The organism is Spirochaeta isovalerica, from assembly GCF_014207565.1.
Lineage (GTDB): Bacteria > Spirochaetota > Spirochaetia > DSM-2461 > DSM-2461 > Spirochaeta_F > Spirochaeta_F isovalerica.
Map to the genome: position 1 here is coordinate 23,957 of NZ_JACHGJ010000002.1, position 21,503 is coordinate 45,459.

18 protein-coding genes are annotated in these 21,503 nt (G+C 47.3%); 15 read left to right on the forward strand and 3 right to left on the reverse strand.

The annotated features are described in order from the left end of the window. Window positions 1-132 precede the first annotated feature (132 nt). The 4 genes from HNR50_RS04990 (at window position 133) to HNR50_RS05005 (ending at window position 3,181) form a co-directional block, all read left to right on the forward strand. Window positions 133-1,158 carry a hypothetical protein gene (locus HNR50_RS04990; RefSeq protein ID WP_184744518.1) on the forward strand — a complete coding sequence of 342 codons (1,026 nt, stop codon included), beginning with the start codon at window positions 133-135 and terminating at the stop codon, window positions 1,156-1,158. Beyond that, window positions 1,158-1,661 (forward strand): GNAT family N-acetyltransferase, encoded by a 504-nt coding sequence (locus HNR50_RS04995; RefSeq protein ID WP_184744520.1) that lies wholly within the window; start codon window positions 1,158-1,160, stop codon window positions 1,659-1,661. The genes HNR50_RS04990 and HNR50_RS04995 overlap by 1 nt, the downstream gene beginning before the upstream one ends. Before the next feature lie 252 nt (window positions 1,662-1,913). Continuing rightward, on the forward strand, window positions 1,914-2,429 hold the full coding sequence (locus HNR50_RS05000; protein ID WP_184744522.1) for an adenylate/guanylate cyclase domain-containing protein: 516 nt from the start codon (window positions 1,914-1,916) through the stop codon (window positions 2,427-2,429). Between the two features lie 125 nt (window positions 2,430-2,554). Next, on the forward strand, window positions 2,555-3,181 hold the full coding sequence (locus HNR50_RS05005; RefSeq protein ID WP_221439803.1) for a C39 family peptidase: 627 nt from the start codon (window positions 2,555-2,557) through the stop codon (window positions 3,179-3,181). On the opposite strand, the gene HNR50_RS22315 is transcribed toward HNR50_RS05005, so the two are convergent. Continuing rightward, window positions 3,176-4,645 (reverse strand): FAD-dependent oxidoreductase, encoded by a 1,470-nt coding sequence (locus tag HNR50_RS22315; RefSeq protein WP_184744524.1) that lies wholly within the window; start codon window positions 4,643-4,645, stop codon window positions 3,176-3,178. The genes HNR50_RS05005 and HNR50_RS22315 overlap by 6 nt on opposite strands. After that, the gene (locus HNR50_RS05015; protein ID WP_184744526.1) at window positions 4,642-5,031 is read right to left on the reverse strand and encodes a DUF2721 domain-containing protein; all 390 of its coding nucleotides are present in this window, start codon (window positions 5,029-5,031) and stop codon (window positions 4,642-4,644) included. The genes HNR50_RS22315 and HNR50_RS05015 overlap by 4 nt, the downstream gene beginning before the upstream one ends. A gap of 147 nt (window positions 5,032-5,178) precedes the next feature. Here HNR50_RS05015 and HNR50_RS05020 point away from each other — a divergent pair, with 147 nt between their 5' ends. The 8 genes from HNR50_RS05020 (at window position 5,179) to HNR50_RS05055 (ending at window position 15,503) form a co-directional block, all read left to right on the forward strand. Continuing rightward, window positions 5,179-7,263: a methyl-accepting chemotaxis protein gene (locus HNR50_RS05020; protein ID WP_184744528.1), complete on the forward strand. Its 2,085-nt coding sequence runs from the start codon at window positions 5,179-5,181 to the stop codon at window positions 7,261-7,263. A 224-nt stretch (window positions 7,264-7,487) separates the two neighbouring features. Continuing rightward, the gene (locus tag HNR50_RS05025; RefSeq protein WP_184744530.1) at window positions 7,488-7,664 is read left to right on the forward strand and encodes a hypothetical protein; all 177 of its coding nucleotides are present in this window, start codon (window positions 7,488-7,490) and stop codon (window positions 7,662-7,664) included. 89 nt (window positions 7,665-7,753) lie between these two features. Then, window positions 7,754-9,031 (forward strand): MFS transporter, encoded by a 1,278-nt coding sequence (locus HNR50_RS05030; RefSeq protein ID WP_184744532.1) that lies wholly within the window; start codon window positions 7,754-7,756, stop codon window positions 9,029-9,031. Between the two features lie 72 nt (window positions 9,032-9,103). Further along, window positions 9,104-9,604 (forward strand): thiol peroxidase, encoded by a 501-nt coding sequence (tpx, locus tag HNR50_RS05035; protein ID WP_184744535.1) that lies wholly within the window; start codon window positions 9,104-9,106, stop codon window positions 9,602-9,604. A 136-nt stretch (window positions 9,605-9,740) separates the two neighbouring features. Beyond that, the gene (locus HNR50_RS05040) at window positions 9,741-10,628 is read left to right on the forward strand and encodes a helix-turn-helix domain-containing protein (RefSeq protein ID WP_184744537.1); all 888 of its coding nucleotides are present in this window, start codon (window positions 9,741-9,743) and stop codon (window positions 10,626-10,628) included. Then, a complete protein-coding gene (locus HNR50_RS05045) occupies window positions 10,629-11,711 on the forward strand; it encodes an efflux RND transporter periplasmic adaptor subunit (RefSeq protein WP_184744539.1) in 1,083 nt (360 codons plus the stop codon). Further along, on the forward strand, window positions 11,708-14,773 hold the full coding sequence (locus HNR50_RS05050; protein WP_184744541.1) for an efflux RND transporter permease subunit: 3,066 nt from the start codon (window positions 11,708-11,710) through the stop codon (window positions 14,771-14,773). The genes HNR50_RS05045 and HNR50_RS05050 overlap by 4 nt, the downstream gene beginning before the upstream one ends. Beyond that, the gene (locus tag HNR50_RS05055) at window positions 14,760-15,503 is read left to right on the forward strand and encodes a hypothetical protein (RefSeq protein WP_184744543.1); all 744 of its coding nucleotides are present in this window, start codon (window positions 14,760-14,762) and stop codon (window positions 15,501-15,503) included. The genes HNR50_RS05050 and HNR50_RS05055 overlap by 14 nt, the downstream gene beginning before the upstream one ends. 98 nt (window positions 15,504-15,601) lie before the next feature. On the opposite strand, the gene HNR50_RS05060 is transcribed toward HNR50_RS05055, so the two are convergent. Beyond that, on the reverse strand, window positions 15,602-17,371 hold the full coding sequence (locus tag HNR50_RS05060; RefSeq protein WP_184744545.1) for a GGDEF domain-containing phosphodiesterase: 1,770 nt from the start codon (window positions 17,369-17,371) through the stop codon (window positions 15,602-15,604). Between the two features lie 165 nt (window positions 17,372-17,536). Between HNR50_RS05060 and HNR50_RS05065 the strand changes: the two genes are divergently transcribed. From HNR50_RS05065 to HNR50_RS05075, 3 genes are read left to right on the forward strand one after another with little or no spacing between them, the layout of a single operon-like run. Then, window positions 17,537-19,483, forward strand: a complete 1,947-nt coding sequence (locus tag HNR50_RS05065; protein WP_184744547.1) for an alpha-galactosidase — start codon at window positions 17,537-17,539, stop codon at window positions 19,481-19,483. 31 nt (window positions 19,484-19,514) lie between these two features. Beyond that, window positions 19,515-20,570 carry a 4Fe-4S dicluster-binding protein gene (locus HNR50_RS22695; protein WP_184744549.1) on the forward strand — a complete coding sequence of 352 codons (1,056 nt, stop codon included), beginning with the start codon at window positions 19,515-19,517 and terminating at the stop codon, window positions 20,568-20,570. Then, complete coding sequence (locus tag HNR50_RS05075; RefSeq protein WP_184744551.1) at window positions 20,567-21,457, forward strand: hypothetical protein; 891 nt, start codon at window positions 20,567-20,569, stop codon at window positions 21,455-21,457. The genes HNR50_RS22695 and HNR50_RS05075 overlap by 4 nt, the downstream gene beginning before the upstream one ends. Window positions 21,458-21,503 lie beyond the last annotated feature (46 nt).

The following is a 21,503-nucleotide window of genomic DNA, read 5'->3' on the forward strand; positions in this document are numbered from 1 at the left end:
CAGACAACCGGACCCTTTTTTTGCTAACGATGTCTGCTTATATCTTGATTTTGAGGTGTAGGTAGTCTTTTTATTCAGGGGAACATGTCCGGATAGAACTCTCTGCCTTCGCTTCCACAGGTAGCAGAGTATATGAAAAGAATAGAAAAAGGCTATATTTTTACCAGCGGTGCTTATGCGCTGAAAAACAGCCAGATAAAATTTTACACGAACCTGGAGAAGGTTCCCGAAGCGGGAGATGTCGTATACGGCGAAATATCCCACATCGGTCAACATTCCAATCTCGAAAACAAATCGGGACGTATTCACAAGATTCATAACGGTACCAGGGCTCTGTTTGTCTTTGCAGACCGCTATGCTCCTGACTATTATGAGGCGTTTGTTCCTGAAGCTTTTTCATCGGAAGTGGACCTTCTGGCCAGAAGCGGACTCATCGGTGAAGTCAAGACGAAAAACTCCCTTATCAAAGACCCTTCAAGAGTGATGATTCTGGGTTATCTCTGCGATGAGGACGGGCAGGTCATAAATACAAAGAAATTTCCGGCTGTTACTCCCCGCAGAAAAGATAAAGTTTTCCCCCGGGCTAAAATGATTCTGGTCTGCGGAACGGCTATGAATTCAGGCAAAAGTGTTGCTGCCGCTTCCATCTGCTGGGCGCTCTCCAAAATGGGGCATACGGTTAAAGGGTCAAAGGTTACCGGAACCGCCAGCTTGAAGGATATACTCCATATGAATGATGCCGGTGCCGATTCTTTCTCGGACTTTACCTATCTCGGGTTCCCCACCACTTATATGCTGAAAGAAGAGGAAATCATAGGGATTTTCAATGATCTCGATCTGAAATACGCCAATAATCCCCAGAATTACTGGGTTGTGGAGTTTGCCGACGGTATCAATCAGAGAGAGACGGAAATGCTTCTGCGCCACCCCGAGGTGCGCAAGAGAATTCATCGCCTCGTCTTCTGCGCCAACGACGCTTTCGGTGCCATCGGCGGAATCGAGTATCTTAAGGAAAGACTCGATCTAGTGCCTGATCTTATATCGGGAGTCTGCACAAGTTCGCCCCTTCATATGCGGGAACTGGGTAAAGTTACCCATATACCTATTTTTGACAGCATGAATATCAATATCGGGGAGATCAAAGAGAGAATCGTCTGATGGTCGATGTGATTGTCAAAAATCCCGATGAATGTTCGGCTGAAGAACTGGAGCTGTTCCGTTCTTTTCTCCTCTGTCGACCCGATATAAATATTCAAAACCTTGAGAAGAGAATCGCAGGAGCCGGGAAACTGGCTTTTGCTTTTTCTGAAGGTAAACCGGCGGGTATTTCCGCATTGAAAAGGGCCAAAAAAGGTTTTCGCCGCCGTTTACTGGAAGCTCAGGACCCTGTTGTGTTTACCGGACTGCCCCCTGTCGAACTTGGTTGGCTCTATGTCGATGAGTCCTTTCGCGGACAGGGTGTCGGATCATCTCTCGTTTCAGCTCTCTGTAATGAAAAACCCCGTCTCCCGGTGTTCTCGCTTACAACGGCTGACAACACTTCCATGAGAAGAATACTGCATTCCAACAGTTTCTCTTATCATACGGATATTTTTATGCCGGGACGAAATTCATACTGTCTCTATTTCCGGAAAGGGGATGGAGATCAATCGATTCCGTGACTCAAATCGCCTCTCTTAAGTAATAATAGATTGTGATCCATGGACGATATGCTTTTAAAAGACCTGATATTTTTTTTAAAGTGCGTGGCTGCAGATCTCTCAGGGGGAGCTGAAAAAAAAGCTGATATTTTAAAATTTCTCAATTAAGATATAAGTGAACCCATAACTGCCGGACATAGGGGCCGGCGACCATCCTGTCAAACTGTCGGACATAAGGGCCGTCTGCTCAACAACACTAACCGGAGGATATGTATGGAAACCACTTACACAGAAGGTCTCGTCTTTTTTACGGACCTTGCGGGATTTGCACGGCTGACCGGAAACCTGGAGCTGTCGGAAATCGTTAAAGTTCTCAAGGATTTCGCCGCCATTACCAGAAAGCATGTGGAAAAAGCCGATGGAGTACTGATAAAGTATATCGGCGATTCAGCCCTGGGGTATTTCCCACCTGAACGGGTCGATGAAGGTGCCGCGGCTCTGATTGATATGAAACAGGAGATAGAAGAATCCTTTGAAATTAAGGGTCAGAAAACGGGATTGCGGATCGGGGCTAACTACGGCCCTTTTGCCGTCTGTGATTTCACTCCCTTTGAGGAAAAAGCGGACCTCGTCGGCGAAACAGTAAATATTGCAGCCATGACAGGTTCCGGGGGGCGGGCGAAGCACAGGTCCATAGTGATATTCACACCGGAAGCTTTCAGGAAACTGAGTTCTTCCGGCCGCAAGGCTTTTCACAAGTATACCGAGCCGATTGTCTATCTGGCCTGAAAGGCCGGCATAAACTGATTTCTTTCCGGAAATGAGAGTCGGGTTCGCTCTTTTCCGGACTCAGATCTGCCTGTAGGGAGTTCTCCAGCTGGATTTTCATTAAAGACCGGATTATATTGAATCAGATGATCAGAAAATGTCCCGTAAGTATCCTTATTTTACTGTTTGTTTCAGTAACTCTTCATGCCGTGGATCTGAAAGTTCCCTATTATGAACAGGGAAATGACGCCCCCTGGGCCGATATTATCCTCGGCAACAAATCTAAAGTGACAATACGCCAGTACGGCTGTACACTCACCTGCGTTTCCATGATAGCCTCCCACTTTGAAAACGAGAAACTCACGCCGGAAGATATGAACAGCTGGCTGCAAAGAAACAACGGTTTCGATGACGGCTATGATGACCGCAGCGGCGCCTATCTGGGGGAAGTCAACCTCAACTGGCCGGCGCTCGCCGGTTTCCGGGGCGGTTATGTTTATACGCGCCACAACTGGGCCGCCAATCCCGCGGATGTGGTGCTGATCCGTTACTATCTGGATAATAATATTCCCCTTATAGCTGAAGTTCTGCTGAGAGGTGCTCCCCATTATGTGGTTCTGACAGGTTATGACAGAGAGGGATTTATAATGAATGATCCGGAGTTCCCGGAAGAACACCGTTTCGATGCGATTTATAATATTTCCGATAAATGGGGTTCCGGCCCTTCGAGAAATATCTACGGGATCAGGGTTCTCTATCCGCCGGTATCATAATTTATTAATTCTGTCCCCTAAGGGCTGACCGCCTCTCTGGGTAATCTCCTCTTCGGGAATATCCAATTCCCGTGACAGGAGCTTTCTCACTCTTTTCCCGCAGAAATTTCCCTGACACTGACCCTGACCGGCCCGGGTCCTCCTTTTCACAGCATCGAGACTGTCAACCCGTATTCCTCTGTTCATGGCATCGATAATGCGGCTTCGGGGGACCTGTTCGCATCGACAGACTATCCGGTCTTTGTCGTCTTCGGGAAGATCGATCCTCCTTTTCAGCTCATCTTTATCCAGATTGAGAATCTCTTTTACGATAGGGTCTCTCCGGCTTTTGAAATTTTCATCGGGCTCAAATTCCAGTCCTAGATGATTGAGCAAACCGATCACTTCCCGGGCCAGCGCGGGGCTGGAGGTCAGGCCGGGGGATTCAATTCCGCAAAGGTGGATAAAGCGTTGATCCGATTCGATTATAAAGTCTCCTGCCGCTGGTTTGGGTCTGATTCCGGCAAATGTTTTAATAATTCCTTTCGGAGATAGTTCCGGGATGCTTTTACGGGCTCCTTCCAGAACCTCTTCAAGGGATTCCCTGTCGGTTCCCGTATCGTTCCCGTCTCCGACCCATCGGGCATCGGGGCCGATCATAAGATTACCATAAACGGTTTTGCAGACCAGAATTCCTTTGCCTGCTTTTCCCTTTCCCTTCGGCGGGACCTGAAAAAGAATGTGGTTCACATCAAAATCCCGTTTTCTTTTATAAATCATGTACTGGCCTTTCACTTTCTCGATAACTGAATGAGAAAAGCCGGCTTTCTGTCCAATTTCCTCACTGCCGTGGCCGGCGGCATTTATCACATATCTCGATTGAAATGTCTGTTTTCCCGACTTTACAGTCCAGGGGGAATCGTCATTTTCCGGTTTAATCACTGAGTCCACTTTGTGTTTCAATCTGAGAGCCACTCCGTTGGATACAGCATTCTCCCATAAGGCCGTTCCCAACTCATAGGGGATGATCCGTCCGGCATCAGGGGCAAAGAGAGCGCAAACAACCTCTTTATTAAGATTGGGTTCAATTGTCTGGAGCTCTACTTTTTCGATGATCTTGTAGATCTGTCCGGGCGCGTCAAAGGCTTTACGCGTTTTTTCTCCCTGTTCCCTGTATGCCTGAAGAATCTCTCTGTCTTCATCGGAATAGGCGAGAATGAGAGCTCCCGGCCTTTGCAGAGTTACCCCGAGTTCTGAACAGAGCTGATCCATCATCAGATTCCCCTTCAGATTGAACTCAGCTTTGAGCGACGGCCCTTTTACCAGGCAGGGCGTGTGGATGATGCCCGTGTTGCTTTTGGATATACCGCAACAAACATCGCTTTCCATCTCCAGGGCCAGAACCGATACTTTGCTGCGGCTTAATTCTCTGGCGACAGCACCGCCGACAACGCCGGCGCCGATTATAATGACATCGTAAATCACTTTTCGACCCCCCTCAGCTGTATATCGAGCGCCTTAACGGAAATCCTGATTTCGCCGATCGAAATGGCGAGCGACAGGAGAAGGCAGAGGAGACTGGCGGCAAAGAAAATCTCGCCTGCCAAGGGAAAATTCAGAAAGAGGAGAAGCATGGTGGCCACGCAGAGGAAGAAACTGATAACGCCGGCCAGCTGCATATTGCGGATCATATAAATCCGCCTGCTCAGGTTTTCTATCTGCCCTTCTATATTTTCAGCGGAACCTGCTCTGCGGCGGCTGTCCAGATCTCTGATCAGGCCGGCCAGCGTCAGGTATCTGTTCGTGTAGGCGAGAAGAAGCAGCGAAATGGCGGGAAAGAGCAGAGCCGGGGTGGTCAGTGTTATTTCCATGAAAACTCCTTTTTTAATGTTTTTGAAAAATAGGAACTATATGTAATATAATAATAATAACTGATTCCGTTTTTATAAGGATTTTATCACATGAAACTTCAAACCCGCAGTATTGTTTTTTTTATTCCAATGATCCTACTGAACATTTTGGCTGTTATCTTTTTTATCGGGAGAAGTTTCCGTGATATCGTCTATGTGGAATCCATAGAAGAATCGAAAATGGTCGTTTCTCAGATTCAAACCCTTCAGAAACAACTGGAAACCAAGGCTCTTTCCATGGCTTCCCTCATCGCCAATAACCCCGCGATCATTGAAGCCTATTCTCTCGGTTCGGTTGATGAAATCCATGATGCCCTGAAAAATCAGGCTGATCCTTTAATCGATAAACTGCAGGACGCTCTTGAAGTCGAACATCTCAGAGTCCATTTTCACATCGCTCCTGCCAGAAGTCTCTACAGGACCTGGTCCGATGCCTGGGGCGATGATCTTTCGGGATTCCGCAATTCGGTAATCCAGACCATTCAGACCGGCAAACCCATTATGGGCATTGAACTGGGAAAAGGGGGAATGGTTATCCGCGGCGTCCATCCCGTCCGTGTCAATGGAAGAGTCGTGGGATCTCTGGAGTTGTATTTTCAACCCCAGCAGATGCTGCAGATGATGTCCGCCGATGAGGAAGCATCGGGGCTTGTACTTCTGGCGGAACGGGAACGGCTTCTCGATATCATGTTTGAGTCTGATCTGGCGAATTACGATCTGGGGCAGATCGGCCCCGTTATGGTTTCCTATCGCTCATCGGACTGGATCGATCCTCAGACTCTGCTTTCGGAAAAATTGATAAATGAAGCGAGATCCATGAATGAAACGGTTTATGATTCCCGCGGGGATATGGTTATCAGCTATATACCTATTAATGATTTCAGGGGGCAGGCTGTCGGACTTTATGTGTTTATCAGTGATACGAGCGAACAGATGGCAAGACTCAATCGTTCCTCATCAGAACTTATAGCTTTAATGGCGGTGATTAATGTTCTGATGCTGGGAGGTCTGATATTCTGGCTTTCCAAATTTGTAATCCGTCCCATCAAAAGGCAGGATAAAGCTGTTGAAATCATTTCAAAAGGGAGCGGGGACCTGACTCACAGAATCGAAGTGAAGAGGAAGGATGAAATCGGAATGATAGCCGCAAACTTTAACCTGTTTATGGAACAGCTGGCCCAGATTATCGGTAATACCAGAGACGCTTCCAAAAATACGCGCAACAGCAGTACGGCGCTATCATTTCTTACGAATGAAACTTTAACGGCGACCGCATCCATATCCGAATCCATCGAGAAAACCAGGGAACAGCTTACAAATATGGAAAAAGAAATGGACGGATCCAGAAGCTTTGCCGAGATCATCGGTGAAAAATCTGAAGTTTTTCAGGAAAGCGTGGAACAGTTGTCGGCCATTGTGGAAGAGTCATCCTCAGGGCTTGTTGAAATGCTCGCATCTCTGGAAAATGTCAACAAACTGGTACAAAATCGGCAGGAGTTGACAACCGATCTGGTCTCTCTCTCCAAAAAAGGGGAGGAGTCCATCTATGAAACGACCGATCAGATAAAATCGATCCGCAACGCCATAGAGCAGATTCAGGAGTTTGCCAGCACCATCGATCAGATTGCTTCGCAGACCAATCTGCTGTCCATGAATGCCGCGATAGAAGCCGCCCACGCCGGAGAAGCAGGGAAGGGCTTTGCCGTCGTCGCCGAGGAAATCAGAAGCCTGGCCGAAACGTCGGGAGAGGAATCGAGGCGGATCAGCGAATCCATCACCACCATTACGGATATAATTCTTAATACGGAACAATCGGGACAGGCTTCAAAGGAAGCCTTCATCGAAATAGACAAAGCGGTTAAAAGCGTGGCTGACGGTCTGCACGGCATAGCTTTGAGTACCGAAGAGCTCACCATAGGCAGCAGAGAGGTTATGGAAGCCATCCACCAGGTTCAGGATGTCACGGTTGCCGTTAAAGACAGTTCCGAAGAAATCCGGGATCAGCAGAATAACCTGAATGCCGTAATCAACCGGAGCATTAAATCCATGAGCTATTTGGAACAGCTTGCCGAAGAAATGAACGACCGGAGAAACCAGATCAAGGAAGCGATGGACAGCCTCCTCGAAGTTGTGAAAAAGCTGTCGGTCGATTCCAAGGAAATGGAGAAGGAGATCGAGCGGTTTACGCTTTAGTTTTCCTTTTCGTAGTGGCGGATCCAGTCAATGTACATGTACTGGGGAAATGTTGTTCTGTGGTCGGGGTCTTCTGTGTAATTCCCCCCCAGCGGTTCCGGGAAAGTTTTGATGAGTATTACCCCTCGGGAATTGAGTTCTTTTCGCAGATCAAGCAGCTGCAGAATGTCTGAATAAACACATAAAATTTGATTTTATGAAAGCCCGGGTCGAAAATAACAAATATGGAAGGTATAGCGAATAACGTTCAGAACCCTTATGCTCTACTCGAACTGACTTTAAAGCAGGCTCAGAATCAGGGAACGGATCTGGCGGAAAAACTTATGAAGCTCAGCGCTGTTCAGCAGATCGATCAGTCTCAGCTGTCTTACATGGGCAACCTTGTCGATATGTACGTCTGAGCCCTAGCCGTTAATGCATAACTTTCTCATCAAATTTTAACAAATCCGTATTAGAATGAAGGCATAATTCTCACAATGGGAGAGCTATCATGTCCGACTCTGAAAAACTGACGAAGACGGAAAGAAGCTGGATTCTTTACGACGTGGCCAATTCCGCTTTCGTTCTTATCGTTACCACAACATTAATGCCTATTTTTCATAAAGATTATGTCGCTGCCGGATCGGGAGCTCAGTCTACAGCAGACTGGGGATTCGTTGTCTCTCTGGCATCTTTGATTCTTGCTGTTCTGGCACCGGTTCTCGGAACCATAGCCGATTACCGGGGTATGAAGAAGAAGTTTTTTCTCGGTGCGCTTTTTACAGGTGTCGCCTTTACTCTTCTCTTTCCCTTAATCCGCCAGGGGCAGATCCTTTTCGGACTTATGCTCTACCTTGTAGCCAGGGTCGCCTATGCGGGTGCTAATATTTTCTACGATTCTTTTCTCACTGATGTAACGACAAACAAAAGGATGGACAGAATATCAACGCTGGGATTCGGATGGGGTTATATCGGCAGTTGTCTGCCCTTTATCGTTTCCATCGGCCTGATCGTCGGGTATCAGACAATTAAGGGATCATCGGAAATCTCCCCATTGATGATGAAAATATCCTTTGTTATCGTAGCACTCTGGTGGTTTGTTTTTTCCCTGCCTATGATAAAAAACGTAAGACAGGAATACGCTATCGAACCGGAGCCCCGAATGATCAGAAAATCCTTTGTACGGCTCTGGACAACGCTTAAGGAGATTTCCCGATACAAGACAACTTTCAGTTTCCTCATCGCCTATTTCTTTTACATCGACGGTGTTTCCACCATTATATCAATGGCAACGGCTTACGGAATCGATCTGGGGTTCGGAGCGACAACATTAATTGCCGTTATACTTTTTATTCAGATTGTCGCCTGGCCTTTCGCGCTCATTTTCGGGGCTCTGGCTAAACGGTTTTCCGCCAGGAAAATGCTTTTTGCGGGGATAATCGTCTATTCGGTTGTAACAATGGTCGGTTTTCTCCTTCCCTCTATTCAATCGACAGCGCTCAAAACAGGAGCCTTCTGGTTTATGGCTTTTCTGGTTGCAACTTCCCAGGGCGGGATTCAGGCTTTGAGCCGGTCTTTCTTCGGCAAAACCCTGCCCAAAGAGAAATCAGCCGAGTTTTTCGGATTCTATAATATTTTCGGAAAATTCGCCGCCATAGTCGGCCCCCTGCTTATGGCGTTATTTACAAAGTTTACAGGGGATTCCCGTTACGGTGTTCTGTCGATTCTCATACTTTTTGTCGTAGGGGCTATTCTTCTGGCCAGGGTGCCCGAGCCTGAATCTGATTAATTGATTTGTCGTAATTGAAGTGGCTTATTATATTAGATAAAACTAACAATCGAATGAAAGGAGACATAAAGAATGGCTGAAATAACATTGCAGGGTAATCCTGTTCATACAATAGGGGCTCTGCCGGCAGTTGGTGCCGCCGCTCCGGTTTTTAAACTTGTCGGGCAGGATCTGGCTGATATTCAATTACAGGATTTCAAAGGCAAATATGTCGTCCTGAATATTTTTCCCAGTCTTGATACGGCTACTTGCGCCGCTTCTGTCCGTCGTTTTAACAAGGAGGCTTCTTCGCGGGATAATGTCGCTGTAGTTTGCATCTCTGCGGACCTTCCCTTCGCTGCCGGACGTTTCTGTACGACCGAAGGGCTGAAAGATGTGCACACGGCTTCTGTTTTCAGAAATCCCGGATTCGGAAAAGATTATGGTGTCCTTTTCACCGACGGTCCCCTTGCCGGTCTATTGTCCCGTGCTGTCGTTGTGGTCGACCCTGAGGGGAAGGTCGTATACACTCAGCAGGTTCCGGAAATTGTCGACGAACCCGATTATGATCCGGTATTGGCGAAACTTCCCTGAGAGCGGATGGATATTATTCAGAATCAGGCCCGGCTGTTAGCTCAGCGGGGCTTTTTTTTTGAATAGAACAAATATCAAAAAGAAATAATAATAATTACTACTTGCAATAATAATAACGTATTGTTATATTGTTTGTATGAGAGAATCCAATTTTGGTGAAAAATTAAAAGATGCCAGAAAAAAATCAGGTTTAACTCAAAAACAATTGGGTGAAATGACCGGCGCAGGTCAGGTGGTGATAGCCAATTATGAGAGAGGTGCACGTTTTCCCGGAGAAGATATGCTCAGGAAGCTGGCGGAAAATCTCCAGGTCTCGCTTGATTATCTTCTTTCCGTGCCTTCTCACTCCGAAAAAACTGTCGACCACCAGTTCAGTGCGGACTATCTTTTCGATCTTCTTTTGAGCGATTCGGTAGCCCGATGCTGGGATTATATACGTCAGTGGAAAGACAATGGGAATTACAGCGCGATGGATGTTTACTCCCGCCTGCTGATTCCCCTGCTCAGGAAAACAGGAGACCTATGGTATTCGGGAGATATTTCCATTCTCGATGAACACCTGGTCAGCGGAAAAGTCAGAGAGCTTATAACCCTGACAGCGGCTCATGAAAAGAACTGGAGCAATCCTCCTGTTCCGGGGCTTTCCTGGATGGGACTCTGCGCACCCGGAGAAGAGCATGATCTGGTTCTGTTGATGACAGCCCGGCTTCTCCGTCTGAAAAACTGGGATGTCAGATTTGTCGGCACGCAAATGCCTGTGAAGGATCTGATAGCCGCTGTTGATTTCCATAAACCTCTTGTTCTCTCTCTGTCCATAACAATTGAAACTTTTCGAAGCGGTCTCGAGACTTATCTCGATGTGCTTTACCGGAACAGAAGCTATCCTTACGGTGTTATTCTGGGGGGAGCTGCGGTAAAAGATGAAGATGTCCGGGATTTCCCCGGGGTCATCGGGACTGCCGACACTCTGGAAAAAGGTATTAATCTCGCTGAGGAATATGCAAATGAGAAAAGGAGTTCTTGAATGAAAAAAGTAGTAATCATCTTATTGTCGGTTTTTATCCTTTCGGCCTGCGGAAGCGGTGAAGCGGACCAGGTGTCCTCGTCAAGCTGGGACCAGGCCGGTGAATACGTTCCCATAGCTGTTGAAGTTCTTGACGTGACTGAAGGTCTGCTGATCCCCTATGTGGAGGCATCGGGAACCATTCGGGGAATCCGTGAAGCCTGGGTCGTTGCTGCCGCACAGGGGCAGATTACGTCAATGAATGTCTCGCTCGGTCAAGCGGTGAAGGCTGATCAGGTACTTCTTTCCGTGGAAAATGATCTTCAGAAGCTCAATCGGGATCTGGCGCTTCAGCAGTTTGAAGCGACCCGTCTGGACTTTCAGGCTCTGGAAAGCTCATTCAGGAAAGGCGGTCTCTCCCGATCCGATTATAATAATGCAAAAACCAGACTCCTGCAGGCTGAGACGACATACCGCTCAGCTGAAAAGAGCTATAAGGATACGTTTATCAAAGCTCCTTTTGATGGAACTGTGGCCCTTCTCGACAGTTCACTGGCCGAGGGCACAACTCTCTCTCCCGGTACACCCGTAGCGCTTATCATAGACCGGTCAGCCATGAAGATGGAAATTTCCCTTGGAGAAAGACAGATAGGTCTTATCAGAAAAGGGCAGAAAGCGACTCTGAGGCTCAGTTCCGATATCGAAGAAGATCCGGTCGAAGCCGTTGTTGATTCCATCGGTTCAGGGAGCGAGAGCTCAACAGGAAGCTTTCCCGTTATTATAACCTGGGATAATCGAATAGACGACACTATGCGTTCAGGCTTGTCTGCACAGGTCCTTATGGCTAATACAGTTGAAAAACCCCAAATCATTATCCCCTCGTCAGCTCTGGTTGTAAGAGACCGGAAGCAATCGGTTATTGTGGCTGAAGAAGGCCGCTCAGTCGTGAAAGAGGTCGTCACCGGAGAATCATTAGGCGGTAATACAGTCGTTCTCGAGGGATTGTCTGTCGGGGAAAAACTTGTGGTCAGCGCTCTATCATCTCTGGGAGATAATTACTTCATCGAACCTACTGAAATCGGTAAAACAGGAGATTGGAGATGACTTTAGGTACTTTTTCCGTTCGAAACGGTGTGTTAATCAACATATTAATGGTCACGCTCCTTATTCTCGGGGTATTCAGTCTGAGACGGCTCCCCCAGGAGCAATTTGCCGAAGTCCCCTTCTACTGGGCCAATATCGCGGTGCCCTTTCCGGGAGTCAGTGCCGAGGATGTGGAGCAGTTGCTCTCAGTCCCCATAGAAAACGAAATGCAGGGGCTCGACGATGTCGATGAGATCCGCTCCGTATCAAGCGAGGGGCTCAGTCTCGTATCGGTCCGCTTTGAAAGTGATATTTCATCGGAACGTTTTGACAAGCTCTTTCAGGATGTCCGCACGAGATTCAGCCGGGTCCGTCTTCCCGAAGGGACTCTTCAGGAAAACATCAGCTCTTTTTCATCCAATGATTTCGCTCCCGTTATCGAGGTCGTCCTCTCGGGGAATAGCGACTACGCCTCTCTGGTGGAAACCGCTGAAGCCATGTCCGATGAAATGTCGAGAATCAATGAAGTTTCCTCGGTGGAACTTGTCGGCGCCCGGGACAGACAGGTTTCCATCGTGATCGATCAGAATCGTCTCGACAGCCTCGGCCTGACTCTCGATAATGTCGTTCTGGCCCTGCAGGCCAGGAACCTCAATGTCCCCGGCGGCACGGTCAGCACCAACTCAAGAGACTACCTGGTGAGAACTGTCGGCAGCGTGGAAGGCGTGGATCAGTTCGGCGAAGTCATCGTCAAAAGGGGAAGAAACGGCAGCGGCATAGTTAAAATCCGCGATGTTGCTTCAGTCGTGAAAGAGTACGAAGATGACGGCAGCGAAGCCCGGTTCAACGGAGAGACTTCCGTGTCGATCCGCGTGGCAAAAATCCCCCGTGGCAATTCGGTGAAAATCGCCGAAGAGGTAAAGAGAATAAGTGCTGAGTGGGAAAGCAGGCTCACCGATGATATAAAAATTACCCTTTTAAATGATTCGACTGTCCAAATACGGTCCAGCCTTGATGTCCTGCTCAATAATGCTCTTTTCGGGCTCCTTCTCCTGGTTCTTATCTTATTTTTCTTCGTAGGACTCAGAAATGCTGTCATGACTGCTATCGGCATACCCCTGACTTTCGCCATCACCTTTATGATTCTCGATGTCATGGGAGAGACCTTCAACTCCAATACGCTGTTCGGTCTGGTCCTTGTTCTGGGGCTTATCGTAGACCATGCCATTGTTATCATTGAAAACAGCTTCCGTCTTCAGCAGGAAGGGCTTTCCCGTCATGATGCGGCAATCAAGGGAACCGATCAGGTCGTTTTTCCCGTAATTGCCGCAACGGCGACGACCGTGGCGGCTTTCCTTCCGCTTATGATCCTTCCCGGCACGATCGGGAAATTTCTCAGAGTCATCCCCCTGACTGTTTCCATAGCTCTGATAGCCAGTACCTTTGAAGCGCTTGTTTTTATTCCCTCCCATTATGCCGAATGGCCCGGAGGGAAGAAGATCAGAAAAGAGGGCAGGTTTTTCGACCCCTTCAAAAAAGCTTACAGCAGGATTCTGGAGAAACTCTATAAGAGAAAAGGCCTGGCCGTCGCAGGGGCAATGTTCATCATGTTCGGCCTTCTGGGGCTGACCGGCGCTCTGAATATCGATCTCTTCAGCGCCGAAGACTATACCTATTTTACCATAGATATCGAAATGCCCGCCGGTACCACAAGGGATAGAACCGACCGGGTGGTCAAGCAGTACGAAGAACGTCTCTTTCCGCTGGCGGGAAACGGAGAAGTCGTTTCCATAAGCACATCCATCGGCTTTCTCTCCTCCCAGGACGGGAATACCAGTCAGGGCAATGTCGCCCAGATCCTGGTCGATCTGACAGAGCAGAATGACGGGCGGATTCGGTCGATCAGCACCATTATGGGCGATGTCAGGGAAATGACCAGATCCATACCCGGTCCCGAAAATGTCTTCTTCAGAAAAGCCGTCAATGGTCCTCCCCAGTCGTCTCCGGTCAGCTATCAGCTTTTCGGCGATAACCTGGAAGGTCTGAAACTCGTATCAAGGGCCATCGTCGACCGTCTGAGAACCTATCCGGAACTGCTCAATATCGAGGATGATTTCAGCGGCGGATCTCCGGAGCTTCGCGTTATCGTCAATGAGGAAAGAGCGGCAGCCTACGGATTGAGTGTCCTCACTATCGGACAGTATATCCGCGCCGCTGTGGACGGCATCCAGGCTACGACCTATGTGGAGGACAACCAGTCCATCGATGTCATCGTCAGGTATGAGAGAGCCGGGCTCTTCCGTGCCGATCAGCTCGAACAACTTCTCATTCCGACTCCTGCCGGAGCAAAAGTGCCCTTCAGCGCCGTTGCCGGAATAGAAGAAGCGACTTCTCTCTCCACAATCCAGCGGGTTGATGGAAAAAGAGTCGTATCCATATCCGCCGGCGCCTATACCAACGAGACCGTTCCCGATATCAATAAGGATATTGAGGCCCTGGCAGCGGAGTATGCTGTGGCTTATCCCGATCAGATTCTATCCGTAGGAGGCGAATTCGCCGATTTTGAAACACTCATTTTCGATATTCTCAGGATATTCCTCATCGGTGTCTTTCTCATTTATCTGATCCTCGGGACCCAGTTCAAATCCTATAGCCAGCCTTTTCTCATTCTTCTCTCCGTACCGATGGCTTTTGCGGGGATCATTCTCTATCTCTTTGTGAGCCGGACCCCCTTCAGTACGACTGTTCTCTATGCGGGAGTCGCACTGGCCGGTATCGCCGTCAATGACGCCATCGTTCTTATCAGCTTTATCAACGAATTGAGGGAGAAGGGCATGGCTGTGGCGGCGGCTGTCAAAGAAGCTGCTGCGACGCGGCTGAGGCCGATATTGCTCACATCACTGACGACAATCGCCGGACTGCTTCCCACGGCAATCGGTATAGGCGGCGTTTCCGTTGTATGGCAGCCAATGGCCAGTACGATCATATTCGGACTACTGTTCAGCACTCTTACGGCGCTGCTTCTCATTCCGCTCATGTACGGACTTTTATATGGAAGGAAGGACAAACATGAATCGAACTAAAAGATTTTTTATTCTGATGATGTTGCTGACCATATCCCTGAGTCTCTTCGCTTTTACGGCTGAAGAGGCCCGGAGAGAATACGATAAGGTGATGCTGGCCTGGATTGACGGAAGCAGGAATGACTTTCAGATTCTATCGGATCTGGGAAATCTGGAAAGCGATATTGCTGCTATAACCGATTCTGCAGAACGGCAGTATTGGACTGCCAGAGTCAACCTCGCCATAGGGCAGATCCGCTTTTACCGGGAGGAGGAAAAGCTCTCACTGGATGCGTTGGAGAAGAGCCGCGAAGAGGCCCGTCTCGCCGCTGAAGGCGGGGCCGGAGCTGATGCCTGGCGCATACAGGCTGATGCAGGCAGCTTTATTATGATTCAGAAAGGTGTGGGATACATTATCGCAAACTCCGGAAAAGTGCAGGATCAGGCGGAAAAGGCTCTTGAAATGGACAATTCCAATGTCAGGGCCTCTCTGATCGTCGCGCAGGGGCTGATTAACGCACCGGCCATATTCGGGGGCAATAAAAGAAAAGGTTTTGCCGAAATGGAAGCTTTGACCCGAAAGCCCGGACTGGACCCGGAAGACAGGTTTTTCATTCTTATGGGAATGGGCGAGATTTATGAGAACGAAAAGGAAGAGGATAAAGCACTGGCTTTTTATAGAAAAATCCTCGATGATTATCCGGAAAACCGTCTGGTAGCAAAGAAATTGACCGGTCTGGCCAACCGGTGAATATTATCACTGTCTGGTTGTTTTAGATAATTCGCTTATGGGTCCTCCTTGGAATAGGAGGGCCTGTGGATGTTTCGGACCATGAAAAAAAAGACACCTTATTTTCCCCGGCTAATTAACTCCATGCCTTTTTTGACAGCTCTGTCTGATGGCTCTCCGATGAAGTACCCCTGTGAAAAATCAATACCCATCTCCCTTATCAAAAGGGAGATCTCTTCATTGTGAACATATTCCGCAATGGTTTTTAAGCCTAGTTTACGGGAGAAACTAACTATTGTTTCAACCATGATCCGGGAGTTCCTGTCTCTGTCGAGATTCCGGATGAGAGATGAGTCAATCTTCAGAAAATCGAATTCCATCCTCAGCAGGTACTCAAAATTGGAGTATCCCGCTCCAAAATCGTCAATGGCGATCCGGCAGCCGTATTCCTTGACTTTCCGGATAAAGGATTCTACCTGCGGGTTCCCTTCTATGCGGGAGGATTCAAGAAATTCAAAAATCAATCTTTTGCCCAGTCCGTACTTCTCCAGCTGCCGGTAAATATGATTCGTTGTAGTTTCATCAAAAATATCTTCAAGGCAGATGTTTATCGAAAAGTCTTCTTTCCGGTTCTCGAAATAGCGGAAACAGCGGCTAATCATTGTCCTGGTCAATGCTCCATAGATTTTGGATCTTTTTGATAATTCCAGGAACTGTCCAGGCAGAAGAAATTCCTCGCCATCGCGGAATCGCATCAGGCATTCATATTTATTAATTCTTCCCGTCTTATTGTCCATAATGGGTTGAAAAAAGGGTACGACGCCCCCTTTATTCATTATGTTTCTCAGTTTTGAAGTCTGTTTGATATTTTTCCTGTATTCTCCGGTCATATCTATGGAATCGCTGTGGATAACATAGTTTTTGTGTTGAGCCCTCGCCAGTCTGAGTGCGGAGTCCGCATGGGCCAGATGGTTTTTTCTCCCCCGGGCTATACCCATGGTCAGGGAGATGTAAATCCCCGCGTCACCGATTTTAAAATCATACCGGCTTTTATTTCTTATCTCCCGAATAATCGTATTGAGGCTTCTTTCGAACTGTTTCTGCGCAATTGGAAAGATAAAGGCGAATTCATCGGCGTGAAGTTTATATAGCTCCCCTTTCGGGACCTTTTCATTCAGCGATAAAAGTCTGTAAGCCAGCTCTTTCAGAACCATGTCTCCCTGCCGGCTTCCGTAGATATCATTGATCTCCCGGAATTTATCGATATTGATCAGGATGAGAGCTTGTTCATTACGGTTCGTCTCAAGGAATTTCAGCATCCGGTTACGGTTGGGAAGGTCTGTCATTTTATCGAAATTCAGCTGAAATTCCAAATGCTTCTGTTTTTCTTCCAATGATTTTTCATAGATATAAGTCATGAGAGAGACAATGAAAAAAACCAGCGAGAGATCTCTGAAAACATAGGGAGGATAAGGGAAGGAATAAATTCCGGCTATCTGTATCAAGATGGCTGTTAAAAATACCAGAAATACCAGTAAAGAAAAAAAAGAGCCTTTGCGGGCTCCATTGGTATAATAAACGATATGCGGGATAATGAGTATCCAGAAAGGAGATAATTCATTTCCATATCCGAATAGAACTATATAGATAAAGTGAGCTGAGCATATAATCAGTCCGGCGAGGTAAGTGACTTTTTTCTTTTTTGTCAGCAGAAGGAAGATCAAACAGCCAATGATAAGGGCTGCAGCCAATACATTCGCCAGAGCCATAGATCTGTAGTTCCTGATAAAAAAATTTATATATCCATAAAGCAGTTCTATTGCTGAGCCCGCCAGAAAAAGCACCACTATTCTGATTTCCGTTTTTCTTTTGTCTGTATTTTTAAACATTCCAATTTATCCATAAATAATCTTCAATCGATTTATTTCAGTTTATTGAGCACTTGTTCATATTTATACTAATGTTTTTAGAAATAAGCTACAATTTTTTTGATTCCATATTTTGTGTGAAAGTGAAGGCTTCATTTTCTATAATTAATGCAGAGAGGGATTGTTATGAAGAAGCTTATTCGCGCCGATCACCTGAGCCGGTTCTTCCCCATGGCCAATGTGGAACTGAAGTTCGGGATCAACAGGAAAAAATATGCCCTGAACATTGTAGAAAGTTCGCCGAAGAGGATTTTTTACAGGAATGAATGGATCGAGGTAACTTGTGAAAAAAAATCCATAGATCAGGGTGTTATCTACACCATGTCTCTCACTAATATCAGCAGCAAGCATATACGGATAACCAGACTGCGGCTCCCGGCGACCGATGGAATCGCCTCGTTTCTGGAGAAAGTCAGTCCCCGCAAAATCTCTTTTTTGAGAAACGGATATCAGTCCTGGTCAACAGCCAGAACCTACCGGATATCAGAGAAACCTCTCCGGCCCCGGTTCAAGCTAATGTCTCTGGCGACTTCCAATATGGCGAATCTTCCCTCCAATGTTCCAGGCATGCTCTCTTCCGACATGTACTCCCTTATAACGGACCTGGAAGACGGGCGAACCTTTCTGGCCGGTCAGCTTCCTCCCTTTAATCAGTTTTTTTATATCATCCTCAATGCCAACTCCAGGAAGGACAGAAGCTTTTTTGAGATGATTTACGACTTCGGCAGGCAGATGCTCGAGCCGGGGAAAAAGGTGAAGCTTGACGGCATCATGATTATACAGGGGACCCGGGCCATGGTGGAACAGAAATACTTCCACTACATCCGCGAGAAGTTGGAAATACAGCCTCCTGAAAAGAATTTCCGGGGATGGTGTTCATGGTATCAGTACTACAACAAAATAACGCCGGAACTGCTCTACAGAAATCTCCGGGCCATACAGAACCGGGGAATGAACTTTGATTTTTTTCAGATTGATGACGGTTACCAGAAAGCTGTCGGGGACTGGCTCGATCAGAGTGCACCGTTCGACGGCAGGATGAAAGAACTGGCCGATGCCGTCAGAACGGCGGGAATGAAACCCGGTATCTGGATCGCTCCTTTTTCCGCTGCCGCCAACTCGGAGCTGTTCCGGTACCACCCCGAATATATTCTCAAAAATGAAATGGGTAAAATGCTCAAAGCCAGTTACAATCCTTTCTGGAAGTGTTTTTATTACGGCGTGGATGTCACCCATCCCCGCTATGCCGAATATCTGAGAGAGTTTATTGATGTCATTGTCCATCAATGGGGATTCGAGTATTTGAAATGCGACTTTCTCTTTACCGCTTCTCTCAGAGGGGCTGTCCACCATGATTTATCTCTTTCCAGAGCTTCGGTTGTCAAAAAAGGGATGGAGATCATCAGAAATGCCGCCCGTCCCGAAACGAAAATTATAGGCTGTGGAATGCCACTTTCTGCCGGAATCGGCTCTGTCGACGCCATGAGAGTCGGCCCCGATACGGGAGATTTCTGGATTCACCATACGGCCAAGCTTGTTCGGACGGGGAGTATGTTCGGTGTACGCAATTCCATGAAAAACTTTATGGTGCGCAGCCCCATGCACAAAAGACTCTGGCTCAACGATCCGGACTGCATTATGATCCGAGATAAAGGGACGGGACTGAAGCCCGGTGAGAGACAGTCGCAGATTGACGCCATCGCCCTGTCGGGAGGAATCCTCATTTATTCCGATGATTTCGAAACCTTATCAGAGAAAGCGATCGCCGATATGGCTCTTATCGATGAGGTATCGGAGAACTGTTTTGCCGGGCAGGCTATCGCCCTGGATGTGATGGAGCAGGAAATGCCGGAAATTTACTATAACACTTCGGGATATTTGGGACTCTTTAATTTTTCAACCACTCTCAGACGGCGGACCTATGATCTCTCCATGCTTTTTGATTACGAAAGGGAACCCGCCGTTCTTGTTGATGTCAGAAATGGTGAAAAAATACCGGCTTCTTCTAAAACTCATGTGGGAGATCTTCTTCCCCGGGGCTCCAGACTTTTCAGAATTGAGTCTGGACAGTGAACGGGAGACTTATCCCGGAAAAGGATAAAAAGTGAAAGGTGAAATTAAAGCTCTCAAAATACTTCTGGCGTTGTATATCTTTTTGTGCCTCCTTATCGCAGGATTGAATTACGGTCTGGCACCTCATGTCTCAGAAGCCGGCTCCCGGATTATCCGAAGCATCTGGAATATTTATGAAAACTATTTCAAAACTTTTTTGATTGTTACCGGCTCCTGGCTGACTCTGAGAATTTCGGGTAAGAGGTCCCGGATGCAGAAGAGAAATTTCGCAGGATTCATCATCGCGGCTCTTCTGGTACACATAATAGGTCCTTTCCTTACGGGAAATCCCGACTTGTACTTTTTTGCTATGCCCTTTCCCTGGTCTTCCACTGCTTTGCAGACCCTCGTCGACAGATCATCTTTTTACACTCATCACTTGCCCTTGTGGGGGCTGGGAGGAATCAGCGCTTCCCTTACTGTTTATCTGATTATTACAATAATCGTCTTTACCGGCACGGTTCTGCTGGGCAGAAGGTGGCAATGCTCGACTCTTTGTCTTTTTAACGGATTTATTTCGGAAACTTTCTCTCCGGCTTTTCCTCTCGTGGGAAAAAAAACGGCACCGGGAAGTAAACTGAGGAAACTGTTTGTTGTTTTGAAGTGGGCTCTTCTGGTTATCGCATTTATATTTTTTCTCTTCTGGTTTTATATTCTGATCAGCGGAGATTACCGGGAGTCCGCTGCCGATTTATTTGCCGATATTGAAGTGTACAAATACCTCTCTGTCGAGCTGTTGATGGCCATGTTTTTCTGGGTCGCTTTTACAGGACGGGGATACTGTTACTATTGCCCTCTCGGAACTGTTCTGGGCTGGGTTTCCCGACTGGCGGGACAGAGAATTCGAACTGATATTTCCGATTGCATCAAGTGTGGTAAATGCAATGTCAGCTGCCCCATGGGCATTGAGATTAAGATGTCTGCAGAGGAAAAGAAGGACGTCTATTCTTCACTTTGCGTCGGATGCGGGCACTGTGTCGATATATGTCCTGTCGGAACTCTGGAGTATTCCACAGCTTTTCTGGGAAAAATCAGGAGGGGAAAATGAGAAAATCCGTAAAACTGGCTATTCTGCTGATAAGTGTTCCTATCATTCTGCTGGCAGGAGCCGCCTCCTGGATTGCATTCTCTCCGGGAAGTACAGATTACGGAGTATTTCTGAAGATGAGAGAATACCAGATCGGGACTCTCAATATGTACGGCGCAGAAGAAAAAGGGATCAACCGCTATTTTGAAAACTACAAACTCGACCTACCTTTTCTCTATAAAGTGATGTTCAAAGCGGACAATCTCTCCCTCTTTCTCAGGAGCTACAGAACGGAAAAAATCGATACGGCTTCGATTAATCAGCTTGAGATCGGAAACGGGACTGATGATTTTTTTGATTTTACCTTTATGATCCGTCCCGATTACCGTTACAACGCCCCTCTTTTCCATGGCGATGCCCTGAAGGCTCTGCCCGGTGTAACCAGTGCCTTGTACATGGATTTTTATTCGCTCAATGACGGTGTGGATACTGAACAGTTTTTTTCAGAATCCCAAGACAAAATCCTTAGAGCTATTGAACTGGCACAACCTTACTGGAAAAGGGAAGGGTTCGGAGAACTGACGCCCCATCTTGATCCCTACAAAAGTCCCTACCGTCTTGAGATGATCGAGCCGGAAAAGGGAACGGAAGAAGAGAGAAAAGAATATTTTGACACGGTCTATTCCTGTTTCGTCTTATATTCAGAAGCTTATCTGGAGTCACTGGAGAGAATGTCCGGGGAGGAGAATCTCTCCGAAGCCCCTATGCGGGAAAGGGAAGTGAAGGATTTTGTTTCAATCCTTTATGAAAAGGATATGGCCGTGAAGATGGGGAAAATGATCTTCCCCGAAGAGGATTTCGACAGATATTTCCTTGACGGATTCTGGGGAACGGGACCTCTCGAATAATCCCATTTCTTTTTAATTTAACCCTGTTGTTCTGTTTGTAAACTTT